The 23,942-nt window shown below is 43.6% G+C and carries 22 protein-coding genes; 13 read left to right on the top strand and 9 right to left on the bottom strand.

Going from position 1 to position 23,942, the window contains the following annotated elements:
* Positions 1–6: 6 nt before the first annotated feature.
* Positions 7–432, top strand: coding sequence for a DUF2358 domain-containing protein (locus NG798_RS18930; protein WP_261225263.1), 426 nt, complete (start codon positions 7–9; stop codon positions 430–432).
* Positions 433–455: 23 nt separating this feature from the next.
* Here the strand turns inward: NG798_RS18930 and NG798_RS18925 are convergent, their stop codons facing one another.
* Positions 456–3,206, bottom strand: coding sequence for a PAS domain S-box protein (locus NG798_RS18925; RefSeq protein ID WP_261225262.1), 2,751 nt, complete (start codon positions 3,204–3,206; stop codon positions 456–458).
* Positions 3,207–4,177: 971 nt separating this feature from the next.
* On the opposite strand from NG798_RS18925, the gene NG798_RS18920 reads away from it, so the two are divergent.
* The 3 genes from NG798_RS18920 to NG798_RS18910 all read left to right on the top strand — a co-directional run bounded on the left by NG798_RS18920 (position 4,178) and on the right by NG798_RS18910 (position 6,921).
* Positions 4,178–4,588: an Npun_F0494 family protein gene (locus tag NG798_RS18920; RefSeq protein WP_261225261.1), complete on the top strand. Its 411-nt coding sequence runs from the start codon at positions 4,178–4,180 to the stop codon at positions 4,586–4,588.
* Positions 4,589–5,088: 500 nt separating this feature from the next.
* On the top strand, positions 5,089–6,555 hold the full coding sequence (cobQ, locus tag NG798_RS18915) for a cobyric acid synthase CobQ (protein ID WP_261225260.1): 1,467 nt from the start codon (positions 5,089–5,091) through the stop codon (positions 6,553–6,555).
* 129 nt (positions 6,556–6,684) lie between these two features.
* Positions 6,685–6,921: a 2Fe-2S iron-sulfur cluster-binding protein gene (locus NG798_RS18910; protein WP_261225259.1), complete on the top strand. Its 237-nt coding sequence runs from the start codon at positions 6,685–6,687 to the stop codon at positions 6,919–6,921.
* Between the two features lie 65 nt (positions 6,922–6,986).
* Here the strand turns inward: NG798_RS18910 and NG798_RS18905 are convergent, their stop codons facing one another.
* The 3 genes from NG798_RS18905 to NG798_RS18895 form a co-directional block, all read right to left on the bottom strand.
* The gene (locus tag NG798_RS18905; RefSeq protein ID WP_261225258.1) at positions 6,987–7,430 is read right to left on the bottom strand and encodes an SRPBCC family protein; all 444 of its coding nucleotides are present in this window, start codon (positions 7,428–7,430) and stop codon (positions 6,987–6,989) included.
* Positions 7,431–7,525: 95 nt separating this feature from the next.
* Positions 7,526–9,001, bottom strand: coding sequence for a 9,9'-di-cis-zeta-carotene desaturase (gene zds, locus NG798_RS18900; protein WP_261225257.1), 1,476 nt, complete (start codon positions 8,999–9,001; stop codon positions 7,526–7,528).
* Positions 9,002–9,315: 314 nt separating this feature from the next.
* Entirely contained in the window at positions 9,316–9,981 is a 666-nt protein-coding gene (locus NG798_RS18895; RefSeq protein WP_261225256.1) for a response regulator transcription factor, read from the bottom strand.
* Positions 9,982–10,396: 415 nt separating this feature from the next.
* On the opposite strand from NG798_RS18895, the gene NG798_RS18890 reads away from it, so the two are divergent.
* Entirely contained in the window at positions 10,397–10,771 is a 375-nt protein-coding gene (locus tag NG798_RS18890; RefSeq protein WP_261225255.1) for a response regulator transcription factor, read from the top strand.
* Between the two features lie 110 nt (positions 10,772–10,881).
* Here the strand turns inward: NG798_RS18890 and NG798_RS18885 are convergent, their stop codons facing one another.
* Both NG798_RS18885 and NG798_RS18880 read right to left on the bottom strand, forming a co-directional pair.
* Positions 10,882–11,040, bottom strand: coding sequence for a hypothetical protein (locus tag NG798_RS18885; protein WP_261225254.1), 159 nt, complete (start codon positions 11,038–11,040; stop codon positions 10,882–10,884).
* Between the two features lie 105 nt (positions 11,041–11,145).
* Positions 11,146–12,357 carry a transposase gene (locus NG798_RS18880; RefSeq protein WP_261225253.1) on the bottom strand — a complete coding sequence of 404 codons (1,212 nt, stop codon included), beginning with the start codon at positions 12,355–12,357 and terminating at the stop codon, positions 11,146–11,148.
* A 137-nt stretch (positions 12,358–12,494) separates the two neighbouring features.
* Between NG798_RS18880 and NG798_RS18875 the strand changes: the two genes are divergently transcribed.
* Together NG798_RS18875 and NG798_RS18870 are read left to right on the top strand one after the other, a co-directional pair.
* Positions 12,495–13,478, top strand: a complete 984-nt coding sequence (locus NG798_RS18875) for an ABC transporter ATP-binding protein (protein ID WP_261225252.1) — start codon at positions 12,495–12,497, stop codon at positions 13,476–13,478.
* A 92-nt stretch (positions 13,479–13,570) separates the two neighbouring features.
* Positions 13,571–13,990, top strand: a complete 420-nt coding sequence (locus tag NG798_RS18870) for a fasciclin domain-containing protein (RefSeq protein WP_261225251.1) — start codon at positions 13,571–13,573, stop codon at positions 13,988–13,990.
* 148 nt (positions 13,991–14,138) lie between these two features.
* Here NG798_RS18870 and NG798_RS18865 read toward each other — a convergent pair whose 3' ends face one another.
* Positions 14,139–15,596, bottom strand: coding sequence for a glycoside hydrolase family 13 protein (locus NG798_RS18865; protein WP_261225250.1), 1,458 nt, complete (start codon positions 15,594–15,596; stop codon positions 14,139–14,141).
* A 302-nt stretch (positions 15,597–15,898) separates the two neighbouring features.
* Here NG798_RS18865 and NG798_RS18860 point away from each other — a divergent pair, with 302 nt between their 5' ends.
* Both NG798_RS18860 and NG798_RS18855 read left to right on the top strand, forming a co-directional pair.
* Positions 15,899–16,558, top strand: a complete 660-nt coding sequence (locus NG798_RS18860; RefSeq protein WP_261225249.1) for a helix-turn-helix transcriptional regulator — start codon at positions 15,899–15,901, stop codon at positions 16,556–16,558.
* A 534-nt stretch (positions 16,559–17,092) separates the two neighbouring features.
* A complete protein-coding gene (locus tag NG798_RS18855) occupies positions 17,093–18,862 on the top strand; it encodes a pentapeptide repeat-containing protein (RefSeq protein ID WP_261225248.1) in 1,770 nt (589 codons plus the stop codon).
* A gap of 26 nt (positions 18,863–18,888) precedes the next feature.
* On the opposite strand, the gene NG798_RS18850 is transcribed toward NG798_RS18855, so the two are convergent.
* Complete coding sequence (locus NG798_RS18850; RefSeq protein WP_261225247.1) at positions 18,889–19,041, bottom strand: hypothetical protein; 153 nt, start codon at positions 19,039–19,041, stop codon at positions 18,889–18,891.
* Positions 19,042–19,058: 17 nt separating this feature from the next.
* Between NG798_RS18850 and NG798_RS18845 the strand changes: the two genes are divergently transcribed.
* On the top strand, positions 19,059–20,348 hold the full coding sequence (locus NG798_RS18845; RefSeq protein ID WP_261225246.1) for a glucose-1-phosphate adenylyltransferase: 1,290 nt from the start codon (positions 19,059–19,061) through the stop codon (positions 20,346–20,348).
* Positions 20,349–20,369: 21 nt separating this feature from the next.
* On the opposite strand, the gene NG798_RS18840 is transcribed toward NG798_RS18845, so the two are convergent.
* The gene (locus tag NG798_RS18840; protein WP_261225245.1) at positions 20,370–20,528 is read right to left on the bottom strand and encodes a hypothetical protein; all 159 of its coding nucleotides are present in this window, start codon (positions 20,526–20,528) and stop codon (positions 20,370–20,372) included.
* Between NG798_RS18840 and NG798_RS18835 the strand changes: the two genes are divergently transcribed.
* The 3 genes from NG798_RS18835 to NG798_RS18825 all read left to right on the top strand — a co-directional run.
* On the top strand, positions 20,522–21,112 hold the full coding sequence (locus tag NG798_RS18835) for an AAA family ATPase (RefSeq protein ID WP_261225244.1): 591 nt from the start codon (positions 20,522–20,524) through the stop codon (positions 21,110–21,112). The two genes, NG798_RS18840 and NG798_RS18835, sit on opposite strands and share 7 nt — an antisense overlap.
* A 139-nt stretch (positions 21,113–21,251) precedes the next feature.
* Positions 21,252–22,289 carry a DnaJ C-terminal domain-containing protein gene (locus NG798_RS18830; protein WP_261225243.1) on the top strand — a complete coding sequence of 346 codons (1,038 nt, stop codon included), beginning with the start codon at positions 21,252–21,254 and terminating at the stop codon, positions 22,287–22,289.
* Between the two features lie 481 nt (positions 22,290–22,770).
* A partial coding sequence (locus NG798_RS18825; protein WP_317619614.1) for a calcium-binding protein occupies positions 22,771–23,942 on the top strand: 1,172 nt, incomplete at its 3' end.

Below are 23,942 nucleotides of genomic sequence, written 5' to 3'. Positions count from 1 at the left end.
GAGCCCATGAGCGAAAATCAAATTCAAATGCAGCAGCTAATAGAAACGCTGAAACACGACTTACCCACACTTTTTGAAAAAGACATTTCCTATGATATTTACAGCCAAGATATTTACTTTAAAGATCCCGTCAATACCTTTAAAGGCAAATTCAATTACCGCATTATCTTTTGGACATTGCGATTTCATGCCAAGCTTTTTTTCAAAGAAATTTACTTTGACGTGCATGAGGTCAGCCAAATAGAAGAAAATCTAATTATCGCCAAATGGACAGTACGGGGAATATTGCGGCTGCCTTGGAAAACAGAACTATTATTTAACGGTGATTCTAACTATAAACTTAATCACGACCGATTAATTTACGAACATATTGATCGGTGGGATCGCCGGCCCGGAGAAATTTTAAAACAATTTTTACCTCAAAAAAAGTAGGGTGAGCTATGCCCACCGCAACCTTAATTTAGTTCATTAAAAGCAAACTTTTTTACTTTTTGGCTCACAGGAATTTCAATCACAAACTCCGCACCTTCACCCGGACGGGAAAGACACTTAAGCTTACCGCCGTGCTTTTCGACCACAATTTGATAGCTAATAGACAAACCTAAACCAGTGCCTTTTCCCACCGGCTTCGTCGTAAAAAATGGATCAAAAAGTCGTCCAATCACTTCATGCGGAATTCCGGGGCCATTATCACTAACATGGATTGAAATCCAGTCAGCATGGCATTGTTCGGTGCGGATAGAAATTTTAGGACTATAGAGTTCCCCCCCCGAAAGTACCCGCAAGTGAGCATATTCTTCCAAAGCATCGATAGCATTTGCCAGCACATTCATAAACACCTGATTAAGCTGCCCTGGATAGCATTCAACCTCTGGCAAATAACCATAATTTTTGATAACTTCCATCTGCCCATATCCGGGTTTAGCTTTCAGCCGGGGTTGCAAAATTAACAGTGTAGACTCTATTCCTTCGTGAATATTAACCTGCTTCATTTCCGCTTCATCCAACCGAGAAAAATTCCGCAAAGACAACACCAAATCCCGAATTCGATCAGCCCCCAAACGCATCGAAGAAAGCAGCCTTGGCAAATCTTCCTTCAAAAAATCGAGGTCTGAGGCTTCTGCGGCTTCTTCAATTTCTGCGGGCGGATTAGGATAGTATTGCTGGTAAAGTTTCAGAAGGTTAAGCAAATCTTGGGCATATTCACTGGCATAACTAACATTGCCATAAATAAAATTAATCGGGTTATTAATTTCATGGGCAACCCCAGCCACCAATTGTCCCAGCGATGAAATTTTTTCGCTTTGAATTAACTGCGCTTGAGTTCTTTGCAACTCAAATATAGCTTTTTCTAGCTCTTTTGCTTGCTGACGATATCGCCCTTCCGACTCTCGCAAAATAGTTTCTGCATTCACCCGTTCTGTAATATCTGTATCCGTGCCAATCCACTCTCGAATACTGCCATCTTCTCCTAAAACCGGCACACCCCGCACCCAAAAATGACGGTATTTTCCATCAGCATCCTTAATGCGATGTTCCACTTCATAAATGCTTTTTGTTTCCACCGCGCGATTCCAATGCAGAGCAGTACGCACGCGATCTTCGGGATGAATTGCATCAATCCAACCCCAACCCATACACTCTTCAATACTTTGGCCGGTGTAAGCTCTCCAGCTTGGCACATCTTCAACAATCATACCTTGTGCGTCTGTCATCCACACCATTTGAGACGTCGCTAAAATCAAAGAGCGATAACGTTCTTCTCGCAGTTTAAGCGCTTCTTCAGACAATTTTCTTTCCGTAATATCCCTAGCAATTCCCACCAACCCACAAATATTTCCGTCTAAATCCCGGTAAACATTTTTTGTTAACAAATACGTTCGGGTTTCGCCTCCTAAAAACACTCTCTCTTCTGAAACTTCCACAACACCAAACTTAATAATTCTCTTTTCACTTTCTTTGATAATCGCTCCAATTTCACCCCCAAATAACTCCCTATCATCTCTGCCGATTATTTGTTCGTTTTCCTTTCCAATCATCCTCGCCGAGGCAGAATTGGCAATCAAATATCGCCCATTAATATCTTTAACAAAAATTGAATCAGGGATGCTTTCTATCACGGCTTGCAACAAATTTAAACTTTTTTTGACAGCATTTTCAGCCCCAATGCGTTCGCTAATTTCGGTTTGCAGACGCTCATTTACTTGTTGCAAAAGCGCAGTCCTTTCTAACACCCGGTCTTCGAGTTCAATCTTTGATTTTAGCAAGTCTTTTTCCACTTGTTTGCGGAGCCGGTCAGACTTAGCCAAAGAGTGAGCAGTTGCCCAAATTAAAACCGCAAAAACCCCCATCGTTAAAACACTAAAAAGGGAAAAACCCATTTCTGAAGTGTAAATCTTAAACCGATAACCGACTAACACCAACCACCCTAAAAAAGAAGGAATCAAAACCGCCGAAGGAAATAACTTTCTCGCCATCAACCCACCGGCACAATCACTCGTGAACACAGAAATAAATCCCCCCTCTGCACGGGCAAATAAAATACCCAAACTCAGCAATAATAAAGCCACGCTCGTATGTATTGCCATTGCAGTATGGGAACCGGCGCTATAAAAATAAGCATTGCCATAAACATATCCCAAAAATCCCGCAAAAGCCACCAAAAACGCCCCTAAACTTAACAATTGAATCCCCCGATTATTCAGGGGTCGCCTATTTAGCAACCACAATGCCGATCCATTCAGCAAAAAAGCAAAAGCCGTATTGGGAGCCATCCTACCCCCCGCAGCATTAGCGATTTCGCCCAAACTTTCTCTAAACAACAGCCGATCAATTCCCAAATCTACATTCAAAGCATACTGAATAATTGTCAGCAAACTAATAACAATAGCCCCGCCAGCAAAAATTTTAGACAGCCTAGCGCCTAAACCATTTTGCTTTTTGGTTCCCTGATTTTGCCCCAGTAACCACAAACTTATTCCAGCCAAAATAAAGCTCAGTGCTGCGTAGGGTTTCATGCTCACCAGTCCGGGGAGTACGCTTTTTAACCAACCCACATCAAACATCCAACCCAAAAACACCGCACTACCAATCACCGTTACTCCCACCCCAGCTATTTTGGAAAAGCTTTGTACAGAATTGATTCTCCGTACCGTCAGGGGGGTTACTTTTTCACACACTTCTAAACTCCGATATGTATTTTCCAAGTCCCTACTCCTAGTTTTTTTCCGAGATATGTGTGTTTTTATAAACAATGGCTCAAAAAGCATTTAACAATACAATTTCTGAAAGCGTTTTGTGTTTTGTTACACCTAAGATTCAAATGCCTGTGAGCCGGTGTCTCACCCCCAGCAAAGCTGGCGCTTAACTGTGTCTCACGGTATTGCCTTTATTTTTCCAAGCCTATTTAATTTCAGCCGGAAGAGCCTCTAGCCCAGCCCCTTATCTGTGGCAAAGCTTTTTGGCATTATAAAGACATTTTTCCCTAAAGATAGCGGAACCTAACGGGGAAAAATGTAAAACTTGTCACTTTTTAATTCGTTTATTGCAACCGGCCTTTCCCCCCTACACCGTTGTCACCGCGTTTTTTCGGTTTTAAGAACAAACCTGTTATTTTCCTTAAAAAAATCCCAAAATAAGCCTGCCTTTACCCTCACGTCCTCCCAAAACAACCACCAACCCCCGATAAAAAGATTAGCGGTATGATGTCAGAAAAACTCAACAAACTTGTTGCTTAAATTTGGATGCCTTTTAATTTGGTTTTTTAAATCGCTATCATAATTTATATATTCATCTAACAATGGACATAGAACAACCAACCACTTACTATTAACAAATAACCCTGAGTTAAATTTATAACTTTTGGGGTTGATTGCCCACATTAAACCATTTTTTTAAAACCTCGTCTGTCTTCGAGGCTACAAGTTGCTATTTCAGCAGAAAATCATCCTCTTATTCGAGAGTTTGTTGCACATTTCTACCGCTGAAATTTATAAGAACTGTTGACAAGTGTCGCAATTTCTAACAATCACCTACAACCCTCACCCCTCGCCAAACCCAGACGTTTATTGATGTCGCCTATATTCGAGTAAGGCGTTAGCAAAAGCATTTTCGCAACATATCGCAAAGCTAACCCCAATTTTTGTTAACCTTTATTAAAACCTCTTAAAATCCAGCAATGATTGCAACTGCAACAAAAACTGACTCCACCATCGCTTACTCCCCGCGCACCGTCCTCCGCGCCGAAATAGCCATGCGTTGCGCCCCATTTTCCCTAAAATTTTATGCAACCATGCTACAGCAAAGCGTTGGCCTGCAAAGCATTGCCGGCTCCGCAGGAGTTGAAAACCACTACACCACCCAACCCCAAAGCGAACTCAGCGCCGAAGGTGCCTTGATGTGGCTGATACAAGTTGGCCTGTTGCGGAGAGAAGTTGATGGTCAAGGGTTAACCGACAGTTTCCGCCTCACTCCCCTGGGCCGGCAACTCGTCGAAAAATGGCAATCTCAAGGCGGAACCTGGCCGGCCCCCTCATGGCTAGACCGGCTCAAAAATTCTTTTAATCGTTGGTTTCGTTTGCCTTTTTAATCAGCTTTGACAATGCCGGTATTTTACACAAGGCCGGCATTTATCAACATTTTTGATTATAAAGTTATTGAATTTAGGCGTTTTTACTTGTATCAAAATAACCCTATAAACGGCTCTCAGTCTAAACACTTTATTAGCCTTTTGAATGTCGGAAATGTCGGATCTTTTAGCTTTTCGTCCCAGAGATGTTTGGATAACCACTCAAACGGACTGAAATTTTTTAGTACAGTTTTACGATTTTGTCAACCCCCTTTGGGTAAATCTTTCTTCCTCACCAGACAAGTCGTGAAAAAATAACAAACCAAATAACCGGCCTCTAATTGAGGTTGTCGTGAGGTCTGGCCTTTTAACCGGCCAGAGGCAACAATCCCCATGCCCCGCATCCCACCGGCCACCAGTCTTTCCTTTTGAGCCGCAATTCCCCCTATAATCCTATTAGGTAAAAATCCCAGAACGCCGCAAAAATATTAAAGCCAACCCTCCACAAAATCAAACAAAATATGAAAGCAATTATGGTAGTGGGCACAACCTCCCACGCAGGAAAATCTCTGATAACAACTGCGATATGTCGAATTCTTTCCCGTCGCGGTTGGCGAGTCACCCCTTTTAAAGGGCAAAACATGGCCTTAAACGCCTACGTCACCAACACTGGCGGCGAAATGGGTTATGCACAAGCCGTACAAGCATGGGCTGCCGGTGTCACACCTTGGGTAGAAATGAACCCCATTTTATTAAAACCCCAAGGCGATATGACCTCCCAAGTTATTATTAAAGGCAAAGTTGCCGGCAAAGTTTCAGCCTCCGATTATTATGAACAATATTTCGATATTGGTTGGCAAGCCATCCAAGAATCCCTCCAACAATTAAGCGGAGAATTTGATGTAATTGTCTGTGAAGGTGCCGGTTCCCCCGCCGAAGTTAACCTCAAACATCGTGACCTCACAAACATGAGAGTCGCCCGTCATTTAAACGCCAAAACCCTCTTAGTTGTAGATATTGATCGCGGCGGTTCTTTTGCTCATGTTGTCGGAACTTTACAATTACTAGACCCCGAAGAACGCGCCTTAATTAAAGGAATAGTTATCAATAAATTTCGCGGACAAAGATCAATATTAGAACCAGGCATAAAATGGTTGGAAGAATACACCGGCATCAAAGTAGCCGGCGTTATTCCCTGGATAGAACTAGACTTCCCAGCCGAAGATTCCCTATCATTATTAGAAAGAGTTTCTCGGAAAACTCAAAGCGAATTAACCATTGGAGTTATTCGTCTTCCTCGCATTTCCAATTTTACCGATTTTGACCCCCTCGAAGCCGAATCAAGCGTTACAGTAAAATACATTCATCCCAAACAATCTTTAGGCCATCCTGATGCAGTAATTATCCCCGGTTCTAAAACAAGCATTTCTGATTTAAAAATCTTGCAACAAACCGGCATGGCAAAAGAAATTCAAGATTATGTGGCCGCCGGTGGTACAGTCATGGGAATTTGTGGCGGGTTTCAAATGTTAGGACAAAGCATTGTAGACCCCGATGGATTGGAAGGTGAAGAAGGCCGGTTTGAAGGATTAGGATTACTACCTTTAAAAACCCTGATTACTCCCCAAAAAATTGCCCGTCAGCGTCAAGTAACCTCCAACAAACCCCAGGCCGGTTTACCTGTGACTGGTTACGAAATTCATCAAGGACGTAGCCAAATTGCCGAAGATAAAAACATTAGTTCCCTCTTTGATGATCCGAATTTGGGAGTCGTTGATAACGAACAATTAATCTGGGGAACCTATTTACACGGCCTTTTTGATAATGGCCCCTGGCGTCGTTCTTGGTTAAATAATCTCCGCCAACAACGAGGTTTAAAATCTCTCCCCACCGGCATCCCTAACTACCGCGAACAACGCGAAACTTTACTCGATGCTGTTGCCGATATTGTCGGTGAACATTTAGATTTAACATCGGTTTTATCTTAATTTATTCTTTGTCATTTGTTGGGATCTGCACACAGGCGGGACGGCGGCGCCACTCTTGGCACCGGCCCTACAGCGGGTGTGTGAACCCGTAAACTGCTCATTTATATATAGGAATTCATCGGAAAATCTATGCCTAAAATTACTTTTTTACCTGATAATATCAGCGTAGAAGCTGAGGTGGGAGAAGCGTTATTAGAAGTAGCAAAAAGGTGCGGTGTTTCTATTCCCACCGGCTGTCTCATGGGTTCTTGTCATGCCTGCGAAGTCGAATTAGAGGATGGCGAAATTATCTGTGCTTGTATTTCAGGAGTGCCGGCGGGAAAAGATGAAATTACCCTCAATCTTTTTGTTGATCCAGTTTGGTAGGTTGCTGTAGAGACGCTCTGGCAGAACGTCTCTTCTGGCGGGGGTACAGACGTTGCGGCTGGGGTTCAATTCCCATAAGCCTTAAGTGCATAATCTCGAAACCGGTCTAAATCAGCTTGAAGCGTAGACTCCACCACCCGTCCCAAAAACAAACTATCCATAATTTGACCAATAATCCCCGGAATTGCATAAGCAATCGTCATCTTAACAATGCTACTTCCCTTGCGGTCATAAAACCTAACTGCGCCCCTATTGGGCAAACCATCCACCGATTCCCATTGAATAATTTGCTGAGGAATTACCTTTGTATTGCGCGATAACCAGCTAAAATCTAAACCGCCGGTTGACAACTTCCAGCGCGACAAATCTGGGTCATTATCTACCACCTCAACCGAATCAATCCATTTCATCCAGCGGGGCATTTGTTCTAAATCTGACCACAAATTCCAGACAAAATCAATCGGAACCGCCACCTCAATTTGTACACTATGCTCTAACCAGTTAGACATAAAATTTTAATTTTTAGATGGTAGATTGTAAATTCCAAAACACTTAATCGATAACCGATAATTACCCCCCTAAAAAAAGGGGGGTATGGCGGTATCTATCTCACGACAGCAGAACTTTTGAAATCACCGGTTAATGTTCCAGCACTTTCCAAAATCGCCTTAGCAGCCTGCCGGCCCGAAAGCGTCGCCCCTTCCATACTATCGATATAATCTTGCTGCGTGTAACTTCCCGCAAGAAAGAAATTACCCACCGGCGTCTTTTGTGCCGGCCTGTACAAATCCATTCCCGGCGCTTCCCGATACAAAGATTGCGCCAGCTTGACCACACTGTACCACGTCATATTCAACTCCCGCGAAGAGGGGAACAAATCATGCACCTGTTTTAAAACGTGCTGAGCAATTGCCTCATTACTCTCCTTAATAAACGGATCACCAGGAGTCAACACCAACTGCAACAGTGAACCCTCACCTTTGCGGTAGTAATCAGCCGGACTTGTTAACGCCAAATCCGCAAAACACGAAAAATCTGCATCAGGAGTATAAAGCAAATTATCCAGCCCCTCCGCTTGCTCTAATTGCTTGCGTTTTGCCGGATCGTGCATTTCCGTTACCCAACCATCAAAGCGTAACTGAACTGTTGCCACCGGCACCGCATCCAGCTTATAAATATTGTCAAACTCCGGCCATTTACGCCACGCGCTGGGTAACACCCGCTGTATCCCCGGTACATCACAAGCAAACACATAGGCATCCGCTGTAATCGTTTCCTCCGACTCACCAGAAGCAACGCGAATCCCCGTCACACGAGTTTCACCGCTATTTTCCTCAAACAAAATCTCCCTTACCCGGCGTCGCGTGTAAAACTTCCCGCCGCGATCTTCGATATATTTAACAATTGGTTTGTGCAAATATTCTGCCGGTGAACCTTCCAACATTCGCAACACCGAAGCCTCAGTTTTTACAGCGAAAAACTGAAAAATTGTCAACATACAACGGGCAGAAATATTTTCACAATCAATAAAACCCAAAGCATAAGCAATGGGGTTCCACATCCGCTTAATACTGCCATCACTACCGCCATGACTGCGAAACCAATCCGCAAAACTAACCTTATCCAAATTGCGAATCGTTTTCATTGCCCCATCAAAATCAATTAATCCGCGAACGATGGGACTTGTCCCCAAAGCAATAGAATTTTGGATTTTATCTTGCAAAGATAGCTGAGATGTGGTAAAGAAAGCCTTTAAACCATTAAAAGGGGCGCCGGTGATAAAGCGAAAATCAAGTTCACCAGTCACTCCACCCCGGTTTACAAAAGTATGGGTATGTTGTTTTAAACGCAGGTTTTCACCGGCCCCAACTTTTCGCATCAACTCAAATAAGTTGTAATAGCAGCCAAAAAAAACGTGCAACCCCATTTCAAGATGATTGCCATCTGCATCAACCCAACTGCCAACTTTCCCCCCCACAAAAGGGCGAGATTCAAAAAGTTCGACTTCGTGACCGGCATCCACTAAATCAACGGCTGTGGCCATGCCTGCCAGTCCTGCACCGGCAATCGCTACACGCATTTTAATCTTTCCCTTTAACTTTTCTCTCTAGTAGTCTACGCTATTATAGAGGAGGGCGTCGCCCACAGCTTGCTTATTAGGTTTGCGCTTTTTCTTGAGCATTAGGGAGAAACGCTAAAACCTGCGCTGTCGCCTCAGTCTCTGCATCAAGTTTCATCATCACATATTTGTCGCGCTGGCCCGGTTTAGCTGCCAAAAACCGGCCTTGAAAATTCAGAAAATTTCTGGTTGTTTTCTATAGTAATTCAGAGCTTTAGAAACTTATCTTTTTACTATTTATCAATAAAATATCCCCAAAATTGTCATTTTTTTAGCTATTCATTTTGATTTTCTAACAAAGGCAAAAATGAATTAGCAATAATGGCAGCTTGGGTGCGGTCGCGGACATTTAAGCGATGTAAAATACTCGTGACATGATTTTTGACAGTACCCTCAGAGATAAACAGAGTTTTGGCAATTTCTTTATTACTTGAACCTTGAGAAATTAACTTTAAAATTTCCCGTTCTCTGGGGGTTAACTCTGACCATCCGGGGGGTAAAGAGGGAGGCTGACTGGTGGCCGGTGCAGCCCATTTTGCCATAATTTTTTCTACTAAACCGGGGCCAATTTGGGTATAACCTTTATCAACCGTTCGGATGGCAGCGGCTAATTCTTCGGTGGGCATATCTTTTAATAAATAACCCATTGCCCCACACCGCAAAGCATCAGCTACATATTCATCTTCATCAAACGTTGTCAGCACTAAAACCTTTACCCCAGAAAAGCGTTCTGAGATAATTTTGGTTGCCGTCACGCCATCCATCACCGGCATATGAATATCCATCAGCACCACATCCGGCATCAAAGTTTCTACCTTTTGAATAGCACTTTGGCCGTCGGAGGCTTCGCCAACGATTTCGATATCTGGCTCTGTTTGTAGCACAACTTTTAAGCCAGAACGAATTAAATTTTGATCATCCACCAACAGCACGCGAATCATTTAAACACCCCCGCAGCATAGGTGCCGGCGTAGTCCTACTCAGCAGAGTCAAACCGGCAATATGCAGATATTACGATGAATTTTCTCGCTTAGGGAGACTGCTAACAGCATTGCAGTGTGAGGTTGAGTCCAGAAGAGGTGCTCTCCCAAACCTAAAAGGCCACCTGCACCCTTTGTGACAATTTAAAGATGAGACCCATTACTAAAGTCATACCCTGATTCGTGACTTTTTCCTCATGCGGAAAGAATGCCGACAATATTATGATTGAGATAACCCAAAAGAAATTGCAACTGCAAGCGAACTAACAAACGCAGGGACTTAAGGGAGATTTCCGGCAGCCCCCCGTCTTGGGGGAAGTCGGGCACAACCAAATTTTTAAATTAAATTTTTAAGGTAAGTATCAGGGAGGAAATTATGAGTACAGTTTTAGTTGTTGATGACAGTGCAACGCTTCGAGAAATGCTTTCGATACTCTTGACAAATAACGGAATTAATGTTATTGAAGCTTGCGATGGAGTAGAAGCTAAAGAGAAAATTCAGGCAACTTGTCCTGATTTGGTGGTGGTGGATATTGTCATGCCTCGGATGAATGGCTATGATTTGTGCCGGTGGTTAAAAAGTGACCCAAAAGCTCGCAAAGTGCCGGTGGTGATGTGTTCGAGCAAAATACAAGATTTTGATCGCTATTGGGGGATGAAACAAGGGGCAGATGCTTATGTTTCTAAGCCTTTCCATCCGAATGAGATGTTAGAAACGGTGAAAGTTCTTTTGGGAAATGCGGGCCGATAAAAGGTGCTGATGGTTAGTTTTTAAAGGGTTTTACTTGGGATTTTGTTATTTGTCAAAAGTCATTTGTCTATTGTCTGAGTGAGCAATAACCAATGACTAATGACGTTTAACTAATGACCAAAGAAAGGGGAAAAAAGAGGTATTAAACTGATGGGTGCCGGCAACATTTCGCCACGAGAATCAAGCAGTTGTACGACCACAAGATAAGCAAGAGCAAGGATGATAGAAATTATGCCGGTGAGAATGGCAACGATTTTAGAACGATCCATAGGTTTGTATGGGTGATAAGTGCGGTTAATAAAAGTTTATCGGCAACCGGCATCGCGTGCCAAGCAGTGAAGCAAATTAGGGTGGGTGCGTTGACACTCACCGTCCTAAAGGAGCGGTGATTCTTCGTTCAAAGACTCAACTTGCCCTGACAGGACGGCTCCAATCAAAGTAGAGGTTAAATCTCCCGTAGCGTTCGGGTCTAAGACCCAAGTTCCGGTATGCCCTACCGTACTCAAGGCTAATTTCAGAATATTGATAGCCGCATTCCAATCTCTATCTAAGATAAATCCACATTCACAGACATGGGTTCTCACGGATAAAGATTTCTTGACGACTACACCACAGTTAGAACATTCCTGAGAAGTATAAGCAGGATTAACACCAACCGTTATCTTGCCAAACTTCCTGCCGAAATACTCCAACCATTTTCTGAATTGATACCAACCCGCATCATTAATCGACTTGGCGAGACAGTGATTTTTCACTAAGTTTTTAATCCTCAAATCTTCATAGGCGACCAAATCGTTAGATCGGATTACGCAACGCGCCACTCTCTTGGCGTGTTCTTCACGTTGCCTACTTATATTGAGGTGGACTCGTCCAAGTCGATTAACGGCTTTTCTTCGGTTAGCAGAGCCTTTCTTTTTACGAGAAACACGGCGTTGTCGAAGCTTCAGCTGTTTCTCACCGAGTCGATAAAACTTAGGTGATGGTTCATTGTGACCATTACTGTCAGTGTAGAATTCTTTGAGTCCTACATCTAAACCAATAGTTTTGCCTGTGGGTTGTGTTTCAACTTTAGTGTCCACACTAATCAGGAATTGGACATAATACCCGTCAGCACGACGGATTAACCTAACCCGTTTTATCTGTTCTAGCTGGTAGAAGTTTAAATCCCACGTTCCTTTGAGCTTGAGCTTGCCAATTCCCTTCTTGTCAGTGAAGGTTATTTGTTTTCTCGTCTCAGAAAGTTTCCAGCCGCTAGTCTTGTACTCGACTGAACGACAATTCTTTTTGAATTTTGGATATCCTTTCTTCCGCGCCATAGCCTTTTTGCAGTTCTCGTAGAACCGTGCAATCCCACTATACGCCCTTTCTACAGATGCTTGGCAAGCACTAGAATTCAAAGCCTTAACAAAAGAAAACTCGTCTCGCAAAGCGGTACTGAGACGATACAACTCTTTTTGTCCCACACCTCGGTTGTCCATCCAAAAACGGACACACTTGTTGCGGATGAATTGAGCAGTCTTTATCGCCTCATCTACACTCTTGTATTGAGTTGTTTTCCCTTTTGCCTTGAATTCTATAACAAGCATTTTGCGTGGAAAACCTCTACGCTAGTATCATACCAACACAAAAGCAAAGTCGCCCTAGAAGGGCGAGGCTTTAGACCCAGTTTTTTCGGTAAAGTAAGGAAGAAAACATTTAAAAGGATGCGGATTGCTCAATTATTATGGAATCTGTTAGCACACCTTTCCAAACCGAACCAGGCGCGGATCTCCCTGTGCCGGTGGTGCAAACTTACCAACTCAAAAAAGTTTACCGCACCGGCTTTTGGTTAAATCAAAAAATTGAATCCCTCAAAAGCTGTACCTTGACGGTATATCAAGGCGAAACCTTTGGTCTTTTGGGGCCCAATGGTGCCGGTAAAACCACTCTCCTGAAAACCCTCCTTGGCATTATACGGCCTACCGGCGGACGAGGGATGCTTTTAGGTCAACCGTTGGGAGATCGCACTGTTAAACAGCGAGTCGGATATTTACCCGAAAATATTTATTATTACGATACCCTGAGCGGCTGGGAATTTTTAGAATATACTGCCGGTTTATTTGGCATTTCCAAAGCAAGCGCACAGCAGCGTATTCCGCAGCTTTTGGACATGGTGGGGCTGGATCAAAAAAGCGCCCGCAAAAAACAATTGGGGCAATATTCTAAAGGCATGGTACAGCGAATTGGCATGGCGCAAGCTTTAATTAATGACCCGGATGTGGTGTTTTTAGATGAACCGATGTCAGGGCTTGATCCAATGGGCCGGTATTTAATGCGAGAGATTATTTTATCGCTGAAAAGAAACGGGAAAACCATTTTTTTTAACAGTCATATTTTATCGGATGTTGAGCAAATATGTGACCGGATTGCTATTTTGGCAGAAGGCGAGTTAATAGTCACCGGCTCGCTCGCTGATCTGTTAGGAACCGAGGAAAAATATCACGTTAAAGGCAGAGGCGGCAACCCAGAAGTGATAAAACAGCGAGTTCCTGATTTAGAATTTGAAAATGGCTATTGGCAAGGACATTTAGAAGGAGATCCGCAAGATTTTTTAGCCAGCCTCAACCTCATGGGAGGCCAAATTTTGGGCTTGACTTTAGCAAAGCAAAGTTTAGAAGAATATTTTATGGAACAGTTGCACTTGCGGGGCATTCGTTCCAGCAGTTGAGCTTGGATAATGTCTATCTCTTGAAAGAGGCCGGTGAGGGGTTTTTACTTGTATTTCTAAACAAGATACTCATGAAAAACAGGTAAAAAATTATGGCAAATATTGTCGAGACTGCTGCAAATGCCGGCTCTTTTAAAACGCTTTTAACCTTAGTTGAGGCGGCTGGATTGTTAGAACTTTTAGAAAGTCCGGGCCCCTATACCGTATTTGCACCAACCGATGAGGCATTTGAAAAACTGCCGGCAAATAAGATTGCTTCTTGGATGGAAGACTTACCTACCCTCAAAAAAATTGTCAGCTACCACGTTCTTTTTGGAGATGTCAGAACAGATAACTTTGTCGAGTTAAATTCTGCCGAAACTGTCGAAGGTAGCGTGGTAGGAATAGACCAAACAGGAGACGGATTTAAAGTCAATGATGCCAAAATTCTCCAAACAGATATCCTTACCGATAACGGAGTAATTCACGTTATTGATGCTGTAATATCTCCCGCCTTAGTTGCAGCCAAATAGCACCCACAAATAACCTATCTGCGTCCATCTGCGTTTATCTGCGGTTAAAAAATCTACCCTAATCCAGAAAACCAGAAGTGCCAGAGAGTAAATAAGTTCTAAAACATACACTTTGCCCACCATAAAGGCCGGTGGGCAAAGTTTGATTTTACGCAATAATACAACCACTACGAGGAGGAATAGTTAAACTCAATTTAGTAGATTCTTCTTCACTACTCCATTTAATTTCTGCCTCGCCATAAACAAGATTACTTGGCTGAGTTTTTAAAGCAGTAACAGGGAAATTAACACTCCCCGGCGCCGTTCCCACATTCACCCCAACAATAGTTTCCTCTCCGTTTAAAATGCGAGCAAAAACGTAAACCGTTCTTTCTGCACATAACACTTCATAAGCGCCGGTGCGGAGACTGGGATAGGTAAGACGCAGAGCAATGATTTTTTTGTGACAATTGAGAATATCTAAATCCCAATTTGCTTCGAGTGGAAAAGCGCGGCGGGAGTCGGGATCAAGTTTTCCTGGCAAACCGACTTCATCACCATAATAAATGCTTGGAGCACCGGGGAAAGTTAATAACAACAGCGTCGCAAGTTCTACACTGGCTTTATCACCACCGGCAATTGATATTAACCGCGCCGTATCGTGACTTGCCAATAAATTTAACTGAGTGAGTTGAATTTCCCAAGGGTATAATTCCAGCAAAGCTTGAATTTTTTGGGCATATTCTGAGGCGAATAAAGGAGGATAAGGGCTATAAGCGATGTCTTTCAATTGATCTTTATCAACACGATCACCGGCAGCAAATGCAATGGTGGGGCCGGCAAATAGATAATTCATTACCCCATCAAATTGCGTGCCATCCAGCCATTCCTGCGCCTCTGTCCACACCTCGCCGACAATATAAGCATCAGGGTTAATTGCTTTTACTCGCTCTCGAAATTCTTGCCAAAAACCCGGAGTTTTGACTTCAAAAGGCACGTCTAAACGCCAACCATCGATGCCTAATTTAATCCAATGTTCGGCAATTTCCATGATATATTCCCTAACTTCTGGGTTATCATGGTTAAAGACAGGTAAGGCTCGGTTATCTGCCCAGCCGACATAATTGGCCGGTGCTTGATAGTTATAGGGAGCAAGCGGCCAGCCTTCTATTCTAAACCAATTTTTCCAAGGCGAACTCTGACCATTTTCTAAAATATCGTGGAAGAAGAAAATGCCGCGACTAGCGTGGTTAAAAACGCCATCTAAAACGACTTTAATATTACGTTGATGGGCGGCTTCAAGGAGTTCTTTAAAGGCAAGGTTTCCGCCTAACATCGGATCGACTTGATAGTAGTCGTGAGTGTGATAACGGTGATTGCTGGCAGATTGAAAAATAGGGGTGAAATAGATGGCATTGATGCCTAAATCTTGTAAATAATCGAATTGTTCCATCACCCCCCATAAGTCACCACCTTTGTAACCATAGAGTGTTGGGATATCCTCCCAAGCTTCCCAGGTAGCATTTTTTAAAATCAGCTTGCGCGGTTGCTGGCTTTTGGCAAAACGGTCGGGGAAGATTTGGTAAAATACCGCGTGTTTGACCCAATCTGGTGTTTGAATTTCCATAGATTTTGCATAAGATGGTCTAATTTTAGGTTACTCAGATTGGGCCGGTTTCTGTATCTAGCTGGGGGTAGAAAGGTCAGTTTCAGGTTTGGGGAAAGATTTTTTGTATCAAAAGTTACAATTAAAGGCCGGCTGGGGTCAGCTTTATAAAGAAATATTTGCTACTGTATCTATTTATGAAGCTCAGGGCAGCAAAAGGTTGGTAAGAATATAAAAAAGTTTATTTAAGTTCATTGTTTTGTTCCGGGTGACTGCTTGGTTTGTGTGGATACAATAGAAATAACATTCTGGACGATTAAGTTATGGTAAATCTTAGAATTAGAGACTTAGCCGCAGCAAAAGGATTGACGGTGAGTGAACTTTCCGAAGTCTCTGGAATTTCATCAGAAACTATGATGAAATATGCTACAGAGTCTGTAGAAATCACCGAAGAAACCACAGCTAATTTGATAAAAATCGCTGAAAAACTGGATGTGCCGGTGATGAAATTAATTAAGCCGGTGGCGAAACAAGCAGCTTTTAAACTCACAATTATTGAGAAAACTAAACAAAAAAACATAACCTTAGAGCAATTAAGCGAAAAATCAGGAGTGCATCTTGCTCTTGTTGCTTTCTACAGCACTCAGGTAATTTCTAAAGAAAAATTAGCTGAAGAGCCTTATCAGACATACCTAATAAAAATCAGTGAAGCTTTAGAATGCAAGAGTGAAGATTTGAAAGTAGCCGCAGACTTGCCGGCTACACGGCTTCGTCTTGAAGAAATGGCTCAGGAAAAAGGGTTATCTTTAGAAGATGTCAGCCGGTTTACAGAAACGCCAAGGGAATTTGTAGATTTAATGGCAACGCAGCCGGTGAATATCAACCTATTATTAAACAACAGTGCTATAAAAAGAGTAAACGTGCCATGTGTTTTACGATGTTGGATAGACAAAATTCTAGGTAGAGTTTGTAGTTGTGATTAAGGCTAATGCTTTAAATATCCAATCGTTGATTTAAGTTGTTAGTGAAATTTCACCGCCTATTAAACCAAATAGGTATCTAGGGGCGAATTTATAAATTTTTTCATATTTAAATATATGTATAAAATTGCCCCAAAAACCCTTAATTCAGGTAGTTTTAGTGGATAACTAGCTACCTTGCTTAGTTAAAAAATGAATCGCAAAATTTGCCTTATGAATGACATCAGAAGCATTCAATTTAAAGGTCTTATCAGCAGACCCTTTCAAGAATCTAAAGCAGGGCATAAATTAAGGTCTAAGTTATTATTGGCATTTGTAGAATATTTAGCAGTTATTCTAATTCCCTTAATACCCTTTTTATCTGTTTCATCCATTATTATAGTCATATATAATTTAGAAAATAATCAGTACGCTTTAGAAAATTTATCGAACTATATATTGGGAATATTTATTATAGTTTTTTATATTTTCAGTTTAGCTTTACCTGTATGCAAGGGCTTTGAAGCTTTTTCTCTGATTGTGATAGGTCTTCCTATTTTGCTTATTGTCATGATAGCTATTACCATTAGTTCCCAAGATAAAATATGGGGAGATACTATTATTTTTTGCTTAGGCATAGTCTTAAATAATTTGGGAATTTACCTGACTACTTGGATTTTTGTATTTACCGCTATTAATTCAGGTATCTACGGGAAATTAGCGGCCTTATTTTTACATGAATTCACTACAATTAATTTAATTTTTATTTATACTGATCATTCGATAAAGTTAAAAATTTTAACTTTCATCCTATCGGTGGGCGTAACCCTCACCGGCATCATCATCGCACACAAAGCCATCAAAGGAGATCCCAAATTTGCCTGGATAAAAGAAAAAGCAATATTTTGGGCAGCCACCGGCGGCACATCATTTTACGGAGTTGATCTCACCGACGTCTGCTTTGATAATTCCCACTTACCCCACACAGACTTTCGCAACACAATTTTAACCCGCACCAGCTTTAAAAACGTCACTGGCCTAGAACTCTCGCGCCTCCAAGGCACCATCTTAGAAGATCCAAAAGTCAGAAGATTGCTAACACATCCCCAAGAAGGTTGGAAAGGAAATTTTTCTCACGCAAACTTGAAAGGAGCTAATTTAATACAAGCAAACTTAACCCTAGCAAGCCTCAAAAAAGCACACTTAACCGACTCAGAATTGACAGACATACTTTTATCAGAAGCCAACTTAACAGATGCCAATTTAACAAATGCCAACTTAACCGGCGCAAACTTAGAAGGAGCAAACTTAACCGATGCCAATTTAATCAATGCTAATTTAACAGGAGCCAACTTAGAAGGAGCCAATTTAAACTGTGCTAATTTAAACGGAGCCAATTTAACAAATGCCAACCTAGAAGGAGCCAACTTAACCAAAGCCCAAGTTTTAGACGCTAATTTTTCCGGCGCTAACCTTACAGATGCCTGTATAAAAGACTGGAGTATCAACAGCGGTACAATATTTACAGACATAACCTGCAAGCGTATTTATTTAAAACAAGGCAAACATGGCTTCTTAGATCCCAAACCAGACAACGGAGAATTTCAACCAGGAGATTTTGAAAAATGGATTTATAAATTAAACGAAACCATTGATATCATCATCCATCAAAAATTAAATTGGAATGCTTTAACCGTAGCCCTAGGCAAAACCTTGGTCGAACAAGAAGGATTAGATGGTTCCTGGTCTGTTCAAAAAACAGACGACCTGTATATAGCCAAAGTAGGCGTTACCGCAAATGCTCACAAACAAGCAATACACCAAAGCATTACCAATTACTATCATACAGAAGTAGCCATTCAGGGTGAAAAAGCCAATATCTTATTAAATCCAGCAAAAGAGGTAGACATCATGGAAAGCAAAAAAGAAGGCATCAACGTCGGCGGAAACATGACCATAGGCGGAGACAACATGACCCTCACCGGCGCCAGCATCATCGGAGACCTAAACAACGTCACCAACACGATACAACAACTACAAGACATCAAAACCGAAAAAACAGAAGACCTTGTAAAAATCTTAACCAACCTCAAAGACTCCATAGCCAACGACAACCAACTCACAGAACCCCAAAAAAAAGAAGCCCTAGAAGCCGTTCAAACCATAGCAGAAGAAGCCAAAAAACCAGCCCCAGAACGCACACTCAAATACTGCACAATGGCACTAAACGCCCTCAAAGGCATCACCAGCGCCGTCACAGACGCCAGCAAACTAGCCGAAGTCTTCAAAACCTGCCTACCAACCCTAACAACACTCCTGGGGCTATAAAAACATTTAGCATTCTCACCCACCAATCAACTTAAAAGAAATTTTCCACAAAAGGGAGGCAACACCTCCCTTTTTTCATTAAACCCCAACCCCAACCGGCCCTTAACCTCAAATCCAGCCACCCCCCCTTGCCAACGATCCCCTACCATCCGACACTGAACATCAGAGACAGTCGGCATATAAAGAGGATCATCTCGTGAAAAAAGTATTAGCAATTATCCTAGGTGGCGGCGCAGGCACCCGCCTTTACCCCCTAACCAAACTCCGCGCCAAACCAGCCGTACCCATCGCCGGCAAATACCGGCTTATAGACATCCCCGTAAGCAACTGCATTAACTCCGAAATTTACAAAATCTACGTCCTAACCCAATTCAACTCAGCCTCCCTCAACCGGCACCTCTCACGCACCTACAACTTCAGCGGCTTCTCCGACGGCTTCGTTGAAGTCCTCGCCGCCCAACAAACCGCCGAAAACCCCAACTGGTTCCAAGGCACCGCAGACGCCGTGCGCCAATACCTCTGGATGTTCCAAGAATGGGACGTTGACCAATTCCTCATCCTCTCCGGCGACCACCTCTACCGCATGGACTACCGGCAATTCATCCAACGCCACCAAGAAACCGGCGCAGACATCACCCTCTCCGTCCTCCCCATCGACGAAAAACGCGCCTCCGACTTCGGCCTAATGAAAATAGACGACAACGGGCGCGTCGTCTCCTTCAGCGAAAAACCCAAAGGAGACGCCCTCAAAGCCATGCAGGTAGACACCAGCATCCTCGGCCTCAGCCCCGAACAAGCCCAAAAATCCCCCTATATCGCCTCAATGGGCATCTACGTCTTCAACAAAGACGCCCTCATCAAACTCCTCAAAGAATCGCCCGAACGCACCGACTTCGGCAAAGAAATCATCCCCGCCTCCGCCAAAGACTACAACGTCCAAGCCTACCTCTTTGGCGGCTACTGGGAAGACATCGGAACCATCGAATCCTTCTACGAAGCCAACCTCGCCCTCACCAAACAACCCCAGCCCCCCTTCAGCTTCTACGACGAAACCGCCCCCATCTACACCCGATCTCGCTATCTACCCCCCACCAAAATGCTAGATTGCCAGATCACCGAATCGATGATTTCTGAAGGCTGCATCCTCAAAGAATGCCGCATCGACCACTCAGTATTGGGTGTCCGTTCCCGCGTTGAAAAAGGCTGTCTCATCCAAGACACCCTCCTCATGGGTTCCGACTTCTACGAACCCTTTGTCGAACGTCAATCTGGCCTTCAAAAAGGCGGCGTCCCCCTCGGTATCGGCGCAGACACCACCATCCGCCGCGCCATCGTAGACAAAAACGCCCGCATTGGCCGCAACGTTCAAATCATCAACAAAGACAGAGTAGAAGAAGCAAGCCGCGAAAGCGAAGGCTTCTACATTCGTAGCGGCATTGTCGTTATTCTCAAAAACGCCATCATTGCAGACCGCACAATTATTTAGTCAATTGTCCTTTGTCCTTTGTTATGGGGCAATGGCGAGCGCGGGCAAAGGGCAATGATGAGCGCGGACATCTTGCCCGCACCACTGTAAGATGCCGGCCCCAGTGGCGCGGGCATCTTGCCCGCGATTAACAATTTCCGGCCCCCTTACCAATGACCAATGACCAATGACCAATGACAAAACTAATTTTATTAATTGGACTTCCCGGCAGCGGAAAATCCTATTTAGTAAAACAAATCATTTCCCAATTTCCTGAAATTCACCTCGTCTCCACCGACAACATCCGCGCCAAACTATTTGGAGACGAAACCATCCAGGGCCCTTGGTTACAAATTTGGGCAGAAATAGAACACGAATTTCAACAAGCTGTTACTCAACAAAAAACCCTTTTTTACGACGCCACCAACGCCGCCCGTAAACAACGCCGCGAAATCATTCAACTTGCTAAAGACACCGGCATCACCCACATCACCGGCCTCTGGTTAGACACCCCCCTCCAACTCTGCCTTGAACGCAACCAAAAACGCCAGCGCAACGTCCCCGAAGAAATCATCCTTCAAATGGCAGTCCGCCTCAACGACTGCCCCCCCAGCCTTGAAGACGGCCTCGACCGCATCATCCGCTACACCCCAGACGGTTTATGTACGGAAATTCCCTACACCCCCTCAGCAACAACCGAACCTGAGCAACCTTTCCTATTCGATACGCTAAAATTATACAATTGCCAAAAGGAAAACAATAATCGCTCCCAACCTGATGAATAAAATTTAAAATCGTAAATTTTATAACATTCTTCCCTTCCTCAAACAGTAGGGATAAGGTAAAAAAATATTCCTTGCGATTCTTCCTTTTAGCAAGACAAAAAATTAAACTAACCCCCTAACAACTGGAGGATATTTATTAATGGCTGCAACAGATTTTAAAGATTATTATGCAATTTTAGGAATCAACAAAACTGCAACTGCCGAAGAAATTAAAAAAAGCTTCCGCAAATTGGCCCGGAAATATCACCCCGATATGAACCCCGGCAACAAGGAAGCAGAAGCACGTTTTAAAGAAGTTAATGAAGCCTACGAAGTGCTTTCTGACATCGATAAACGCCGCAAATATGACCAATTTGGTCAATATTGGAAACAGGCCGGTGCCGCAGGGCCGGGGCCGGGTTGGGCCGGCAGTCAAGGCGTAGATATGAGTGGCTTTGACTTCAGCCAATTCGGCAGTTTTGATGAATTTATTAACGAATTACTCGGACGAGTTGGTACTAATGGTAGCGGTCGCAGTAACCGCTGGAACTATAACAATTATCGCACCACCCCAGGCGGATCAGCCGGCTTCGGTAGCGGCTTTAATGGCTATGATAATTTCAGCAACCCCACCGGCACCACCAATAGAACCTCTGCCGGTTCTGCTGACCGAGAAGGCACGGTTAGCCTAACATTTTCTGAGGCATTTCATGGCACCCTAAAACGCTTTAACCTCGGCACAGAAACCATTGATGTTCGTATTCCTGCCGGTGCAAAAGCCGGTAGCCGCATCCGCATCAAAGGTAAAGGACAACTCAACCCTTATAACTCTCAACGCGGCGATCTTTACTTAACCGTTGAACTTCAACCGCATAACTTCTTTCAATTTGACGGCGAAAACTTGCTTTGTGAAGTGCCGGTGACACCCGATGAAGCGGTTTTAGGGGGTTCCATCGAAGTACCCACCCCCGACGGAAACGTAACCATGAATGTACCGGCCGGCATTCGTTCAGGGCAATCTCTGCGGTTGCGGGGCAAAGGCTGGCCCAACCCCAAAGGCGGACGCACCGACCAACTGGTACGCATTACCATTGTACCCCCCAAGGAACTCACCACCGCCGAGCGAGAACTCTACGAGAAAATCCGAACGGCCCGCAGTTTCAACCCCCGCAGCAATTTACAACAAATTCGTCTTTAGACACAGAATTTTATCTCCGTGATTTTGGGTTTTATCTGTTCTTTAAAATCCAAAATCTTTTTTTTATCTAATTCTTCTAAAATCGTAGAAGCTTGCCTTTATAGCTTGAAAAACCCCGTTTCGACAAAGTTACCGGGTTTTTAGTATTCTTTGGTTTACTTCATCCCAGTGAAAACCGCTATAACTATTGGGGAAACCCTAACAGCTTAGAATATTAACACACTATATTAAATTTAGCAAATATTTTATAAAAAAATTAATTAACTTCAAAAACCCAAATGGTTTTGTAAATTTTTGAACAAGTTTCCTGTTTGGGGTAAATAGGGCCAAGCTTATCAGCCACAATGGTCTATACTACATTAGAGTGCATTTGGCTACAGAAAAAATACGGAATTGTAGCATTACAGCTTAATAGCCGGTCAGTATTGTTGTGGGTTTAAAGAAAAATAGGTTCCTGAAGCGTCAGTTAGGGTCTAAAACTATGGCATCTGTAAAAGGTACAATCGGCAATGATTTATTACAAGGCACATCTGCGCCAGACATTCTGGAGGGGTTGGCCGGTAATGATGTGATATTAAGTTTAGACGGACAAGACAACGCCACCGGCAATTCAGGAGACGATAATATTTTTGGCAATGCCGGCAACGACACCCTACGCGGCGGTCAAAATGATGACGTGGTGAGGGGAGGTCAAGACGATGACCTGATCTATGGCGACCGAGGTAACGATACCCTTTTAGGAAATAAAGGCAACGACACCATTTTTGGCGGCACCGGCAACCCCTCAGTGGACGATGCAGACGGCAAAGACTATCTTTTTGGCAACACCGGCAACGACTACCTCAACGGTAACGAAAGCGACGATATCATTCACGGTGGTACAGATAACGATACTGTTAGCGGTGGCAAAGGTAATGACCTAGTATGTGGCGACCGAGGTAACGATGTTGTTTATGGAGACAGCGGTAATGATTTTCTGATGGGAGGCGCGGCTATTGGCGATGCAGAAGGTAGGGACTACCTGGATGGCGGAGAAGGCGACGACTATTTAAACGCAAATGAAAACGACGACACACTTTTAGGTGGCACCGGCAATGATACTGTTCAAGGCGGTAAAGGCAACGATCTGCTTACCGGTGGGGATGGCAACGATGTAATTTTCGGAGATCGGGGTAATGATACCCTTGCCGGGGGTGAAGGAAGCGACGTATTTGTTCTTGGGAAAACCACCGGCGGTGACGAATTAAGCGAAGCCGATATTTTGATAGATTTTGATATAACAAAAGACTTTATTGGGTTAACTGAAGGGCAAATTTTTGCCAATTTAATTATTTATCAAGGCACCGGAAATAATGCCGGCAATACAATCATTCAAGATCGGCAAACCCGTGAATATTTAGCAATTATTCAAGGTGTAGACGCAACACGCCTCACCTCTAATAAATTTAGAAGCATTCTATCTGTTCAACCTCCGGCCAGTGGAGGCGGTCCTACTTCTACGCCATCTCCGTCACCTTCACCAAACCCAACACCGGGCCCATCTCCCACACCGGGGCCAGATCCCACACCAGATCCGACACCGGGCCCATCTCCCACACCGGGGCCAGATCCCACACCAGATCCGACACCGGGCCCATCTCCCACACCGGGGCC

It is taken from the genome of Ancylothrix sp. D3o (assembly GCF_025370775.1).
Classification (GTDB): Bacteria; Cyanobacteriota; Cyanobacteriia; order Cyanobacteriales; family Oscillatoriaceae; genus Ancylothrix.
This window is presented reverse-complemented; position numbering and strand designations above follow the sequence as displayed.

What these genes read in the sequence shown, in the direction of transcription:
- NG798_RS18920 (WP_261225261.1), top strand. Translation starts at nt 4,178, where the DNA reads ATGATTGCAACTGCAACAAAAACTGACTCCACCATCGCTTACTCCCCG.
- NG798_RS18910 (WP_261225259.1), top strand. Translation starts at nt 6,685, where the DNA reads ATGCCTAAAATTACTTTTTTACCTGATAATATCAGCGTAGAAGCTGAG.
- cobQ (WP_261225260.1), top strand. Translation starts at nt 5,089, where the DNA reads ATGAAAGCAATTATGGTAGTGGGCACAACCTCCCACGCAGGAAAATCT.
- NG798_RS18835 (WP_261225244.1), top strand. Translation starts at nt 20,522, where the DNA reads ATGACAAAACTAATTTTATTAATTGGACTTCCCGGCAGCGGAAAATCC.
- zds (WP_261225257.1), bottom strand. Translation starts at nt 9,001, where the DNA reads ATGCGTGTAGCGATTGCCGGTGCAGGACTGGCAGGCATGGCCACAGCC.
- NG798_RS18875 (WP_261225252.1), top strand. Translation starts at nt 12,495, where the DNA reads ATGGAATCTGTTAGCACACCTTTCCAAACCGAACCAGGCGCGGATCTC.
- NG798_RS18895 (WP_261225256.1), bottom strand. Translation starts at nt 9,981, where the DNA reads ATGATTCGCGTGCTGTTGGTGGATGATCAAAATTTAATTCGTTCTGGC.
- NG798_RS18830 (WP_261225243.1), top strand. Translation starts at nt 21,252, where the DNA reads ATGGCTGCAACAGATTTTAAAGATTATTATGCAATTTTAGGAATCAAC.
- NG798_RS18930 (WP_261225263.1), top strand. Translation starts at nt 7, where the DNA reads ATGAGCGAAAATCAAATTCAAATGCAGCAGCTAATAGAAACGCTGAAA.
- NG798_RS18870 (WP_261225251.1), top strand. Translation starts at nt 13,571, where the DNA reads ATGGCAAATATTGTCGAGACTGCTGCAAATGCCGGCTCTTTTAAAACG.
- NG798_RS18880 (WP_261225253.1), bottom strand. Translation starts at nt 12,357, where the DNA reads ATGCTTGTTATAGAATTCAAGGCAAAAGGGAAAACAACTCAATACAAG.
- NG798_RS18885 (WP_261225254.1), bottom strand. Translation starts at nt 11,040, where the DNA reads ATGGATCGTTCTAAAATCGTTGCCATTCTCACCGGCATAATTTCTATC.
- NG798_RS18890 (WP_261225255.1), top strand. Translation starts at nt 10,397, where the DNA reads ATGAGTACAGTTTTAGTTGTTGATGACAGTGCAACGCTTCGAGAAATG.
- NG798_RS18865 (WP_261225250.1), bottom strand. Translation starts at nt 15,596, where the DNA reads ATGGAAATTCAAACACCAGATTGGGTCAAACACGCGGTATTTTACCAA.
- NG798_RS18860 (WP_261225249.1), top strand. Translation starts at nt 15,899, where the DNA reads ATGGTAAATCTTAGAATTAGAGACTTAGCCGCAGCAAAAGGATTGACG.
- NG798_RS18850 (WP_261225247.1), bottom strand. Translation starts at nt 19,041, where the DNA reads ATGCCGACTGTCTCTGATGTTCAGTGTCGGATGGTAGGGGATCGTTGG.
- NG798_RS18905 (WP_261225258.1), bottom strand. Translation starts at nt 7,430, where the DNA reads ATGTCTAACTGGTTAGAGCATAGTGTACAAATTGAGGTGGCGGTTCCG.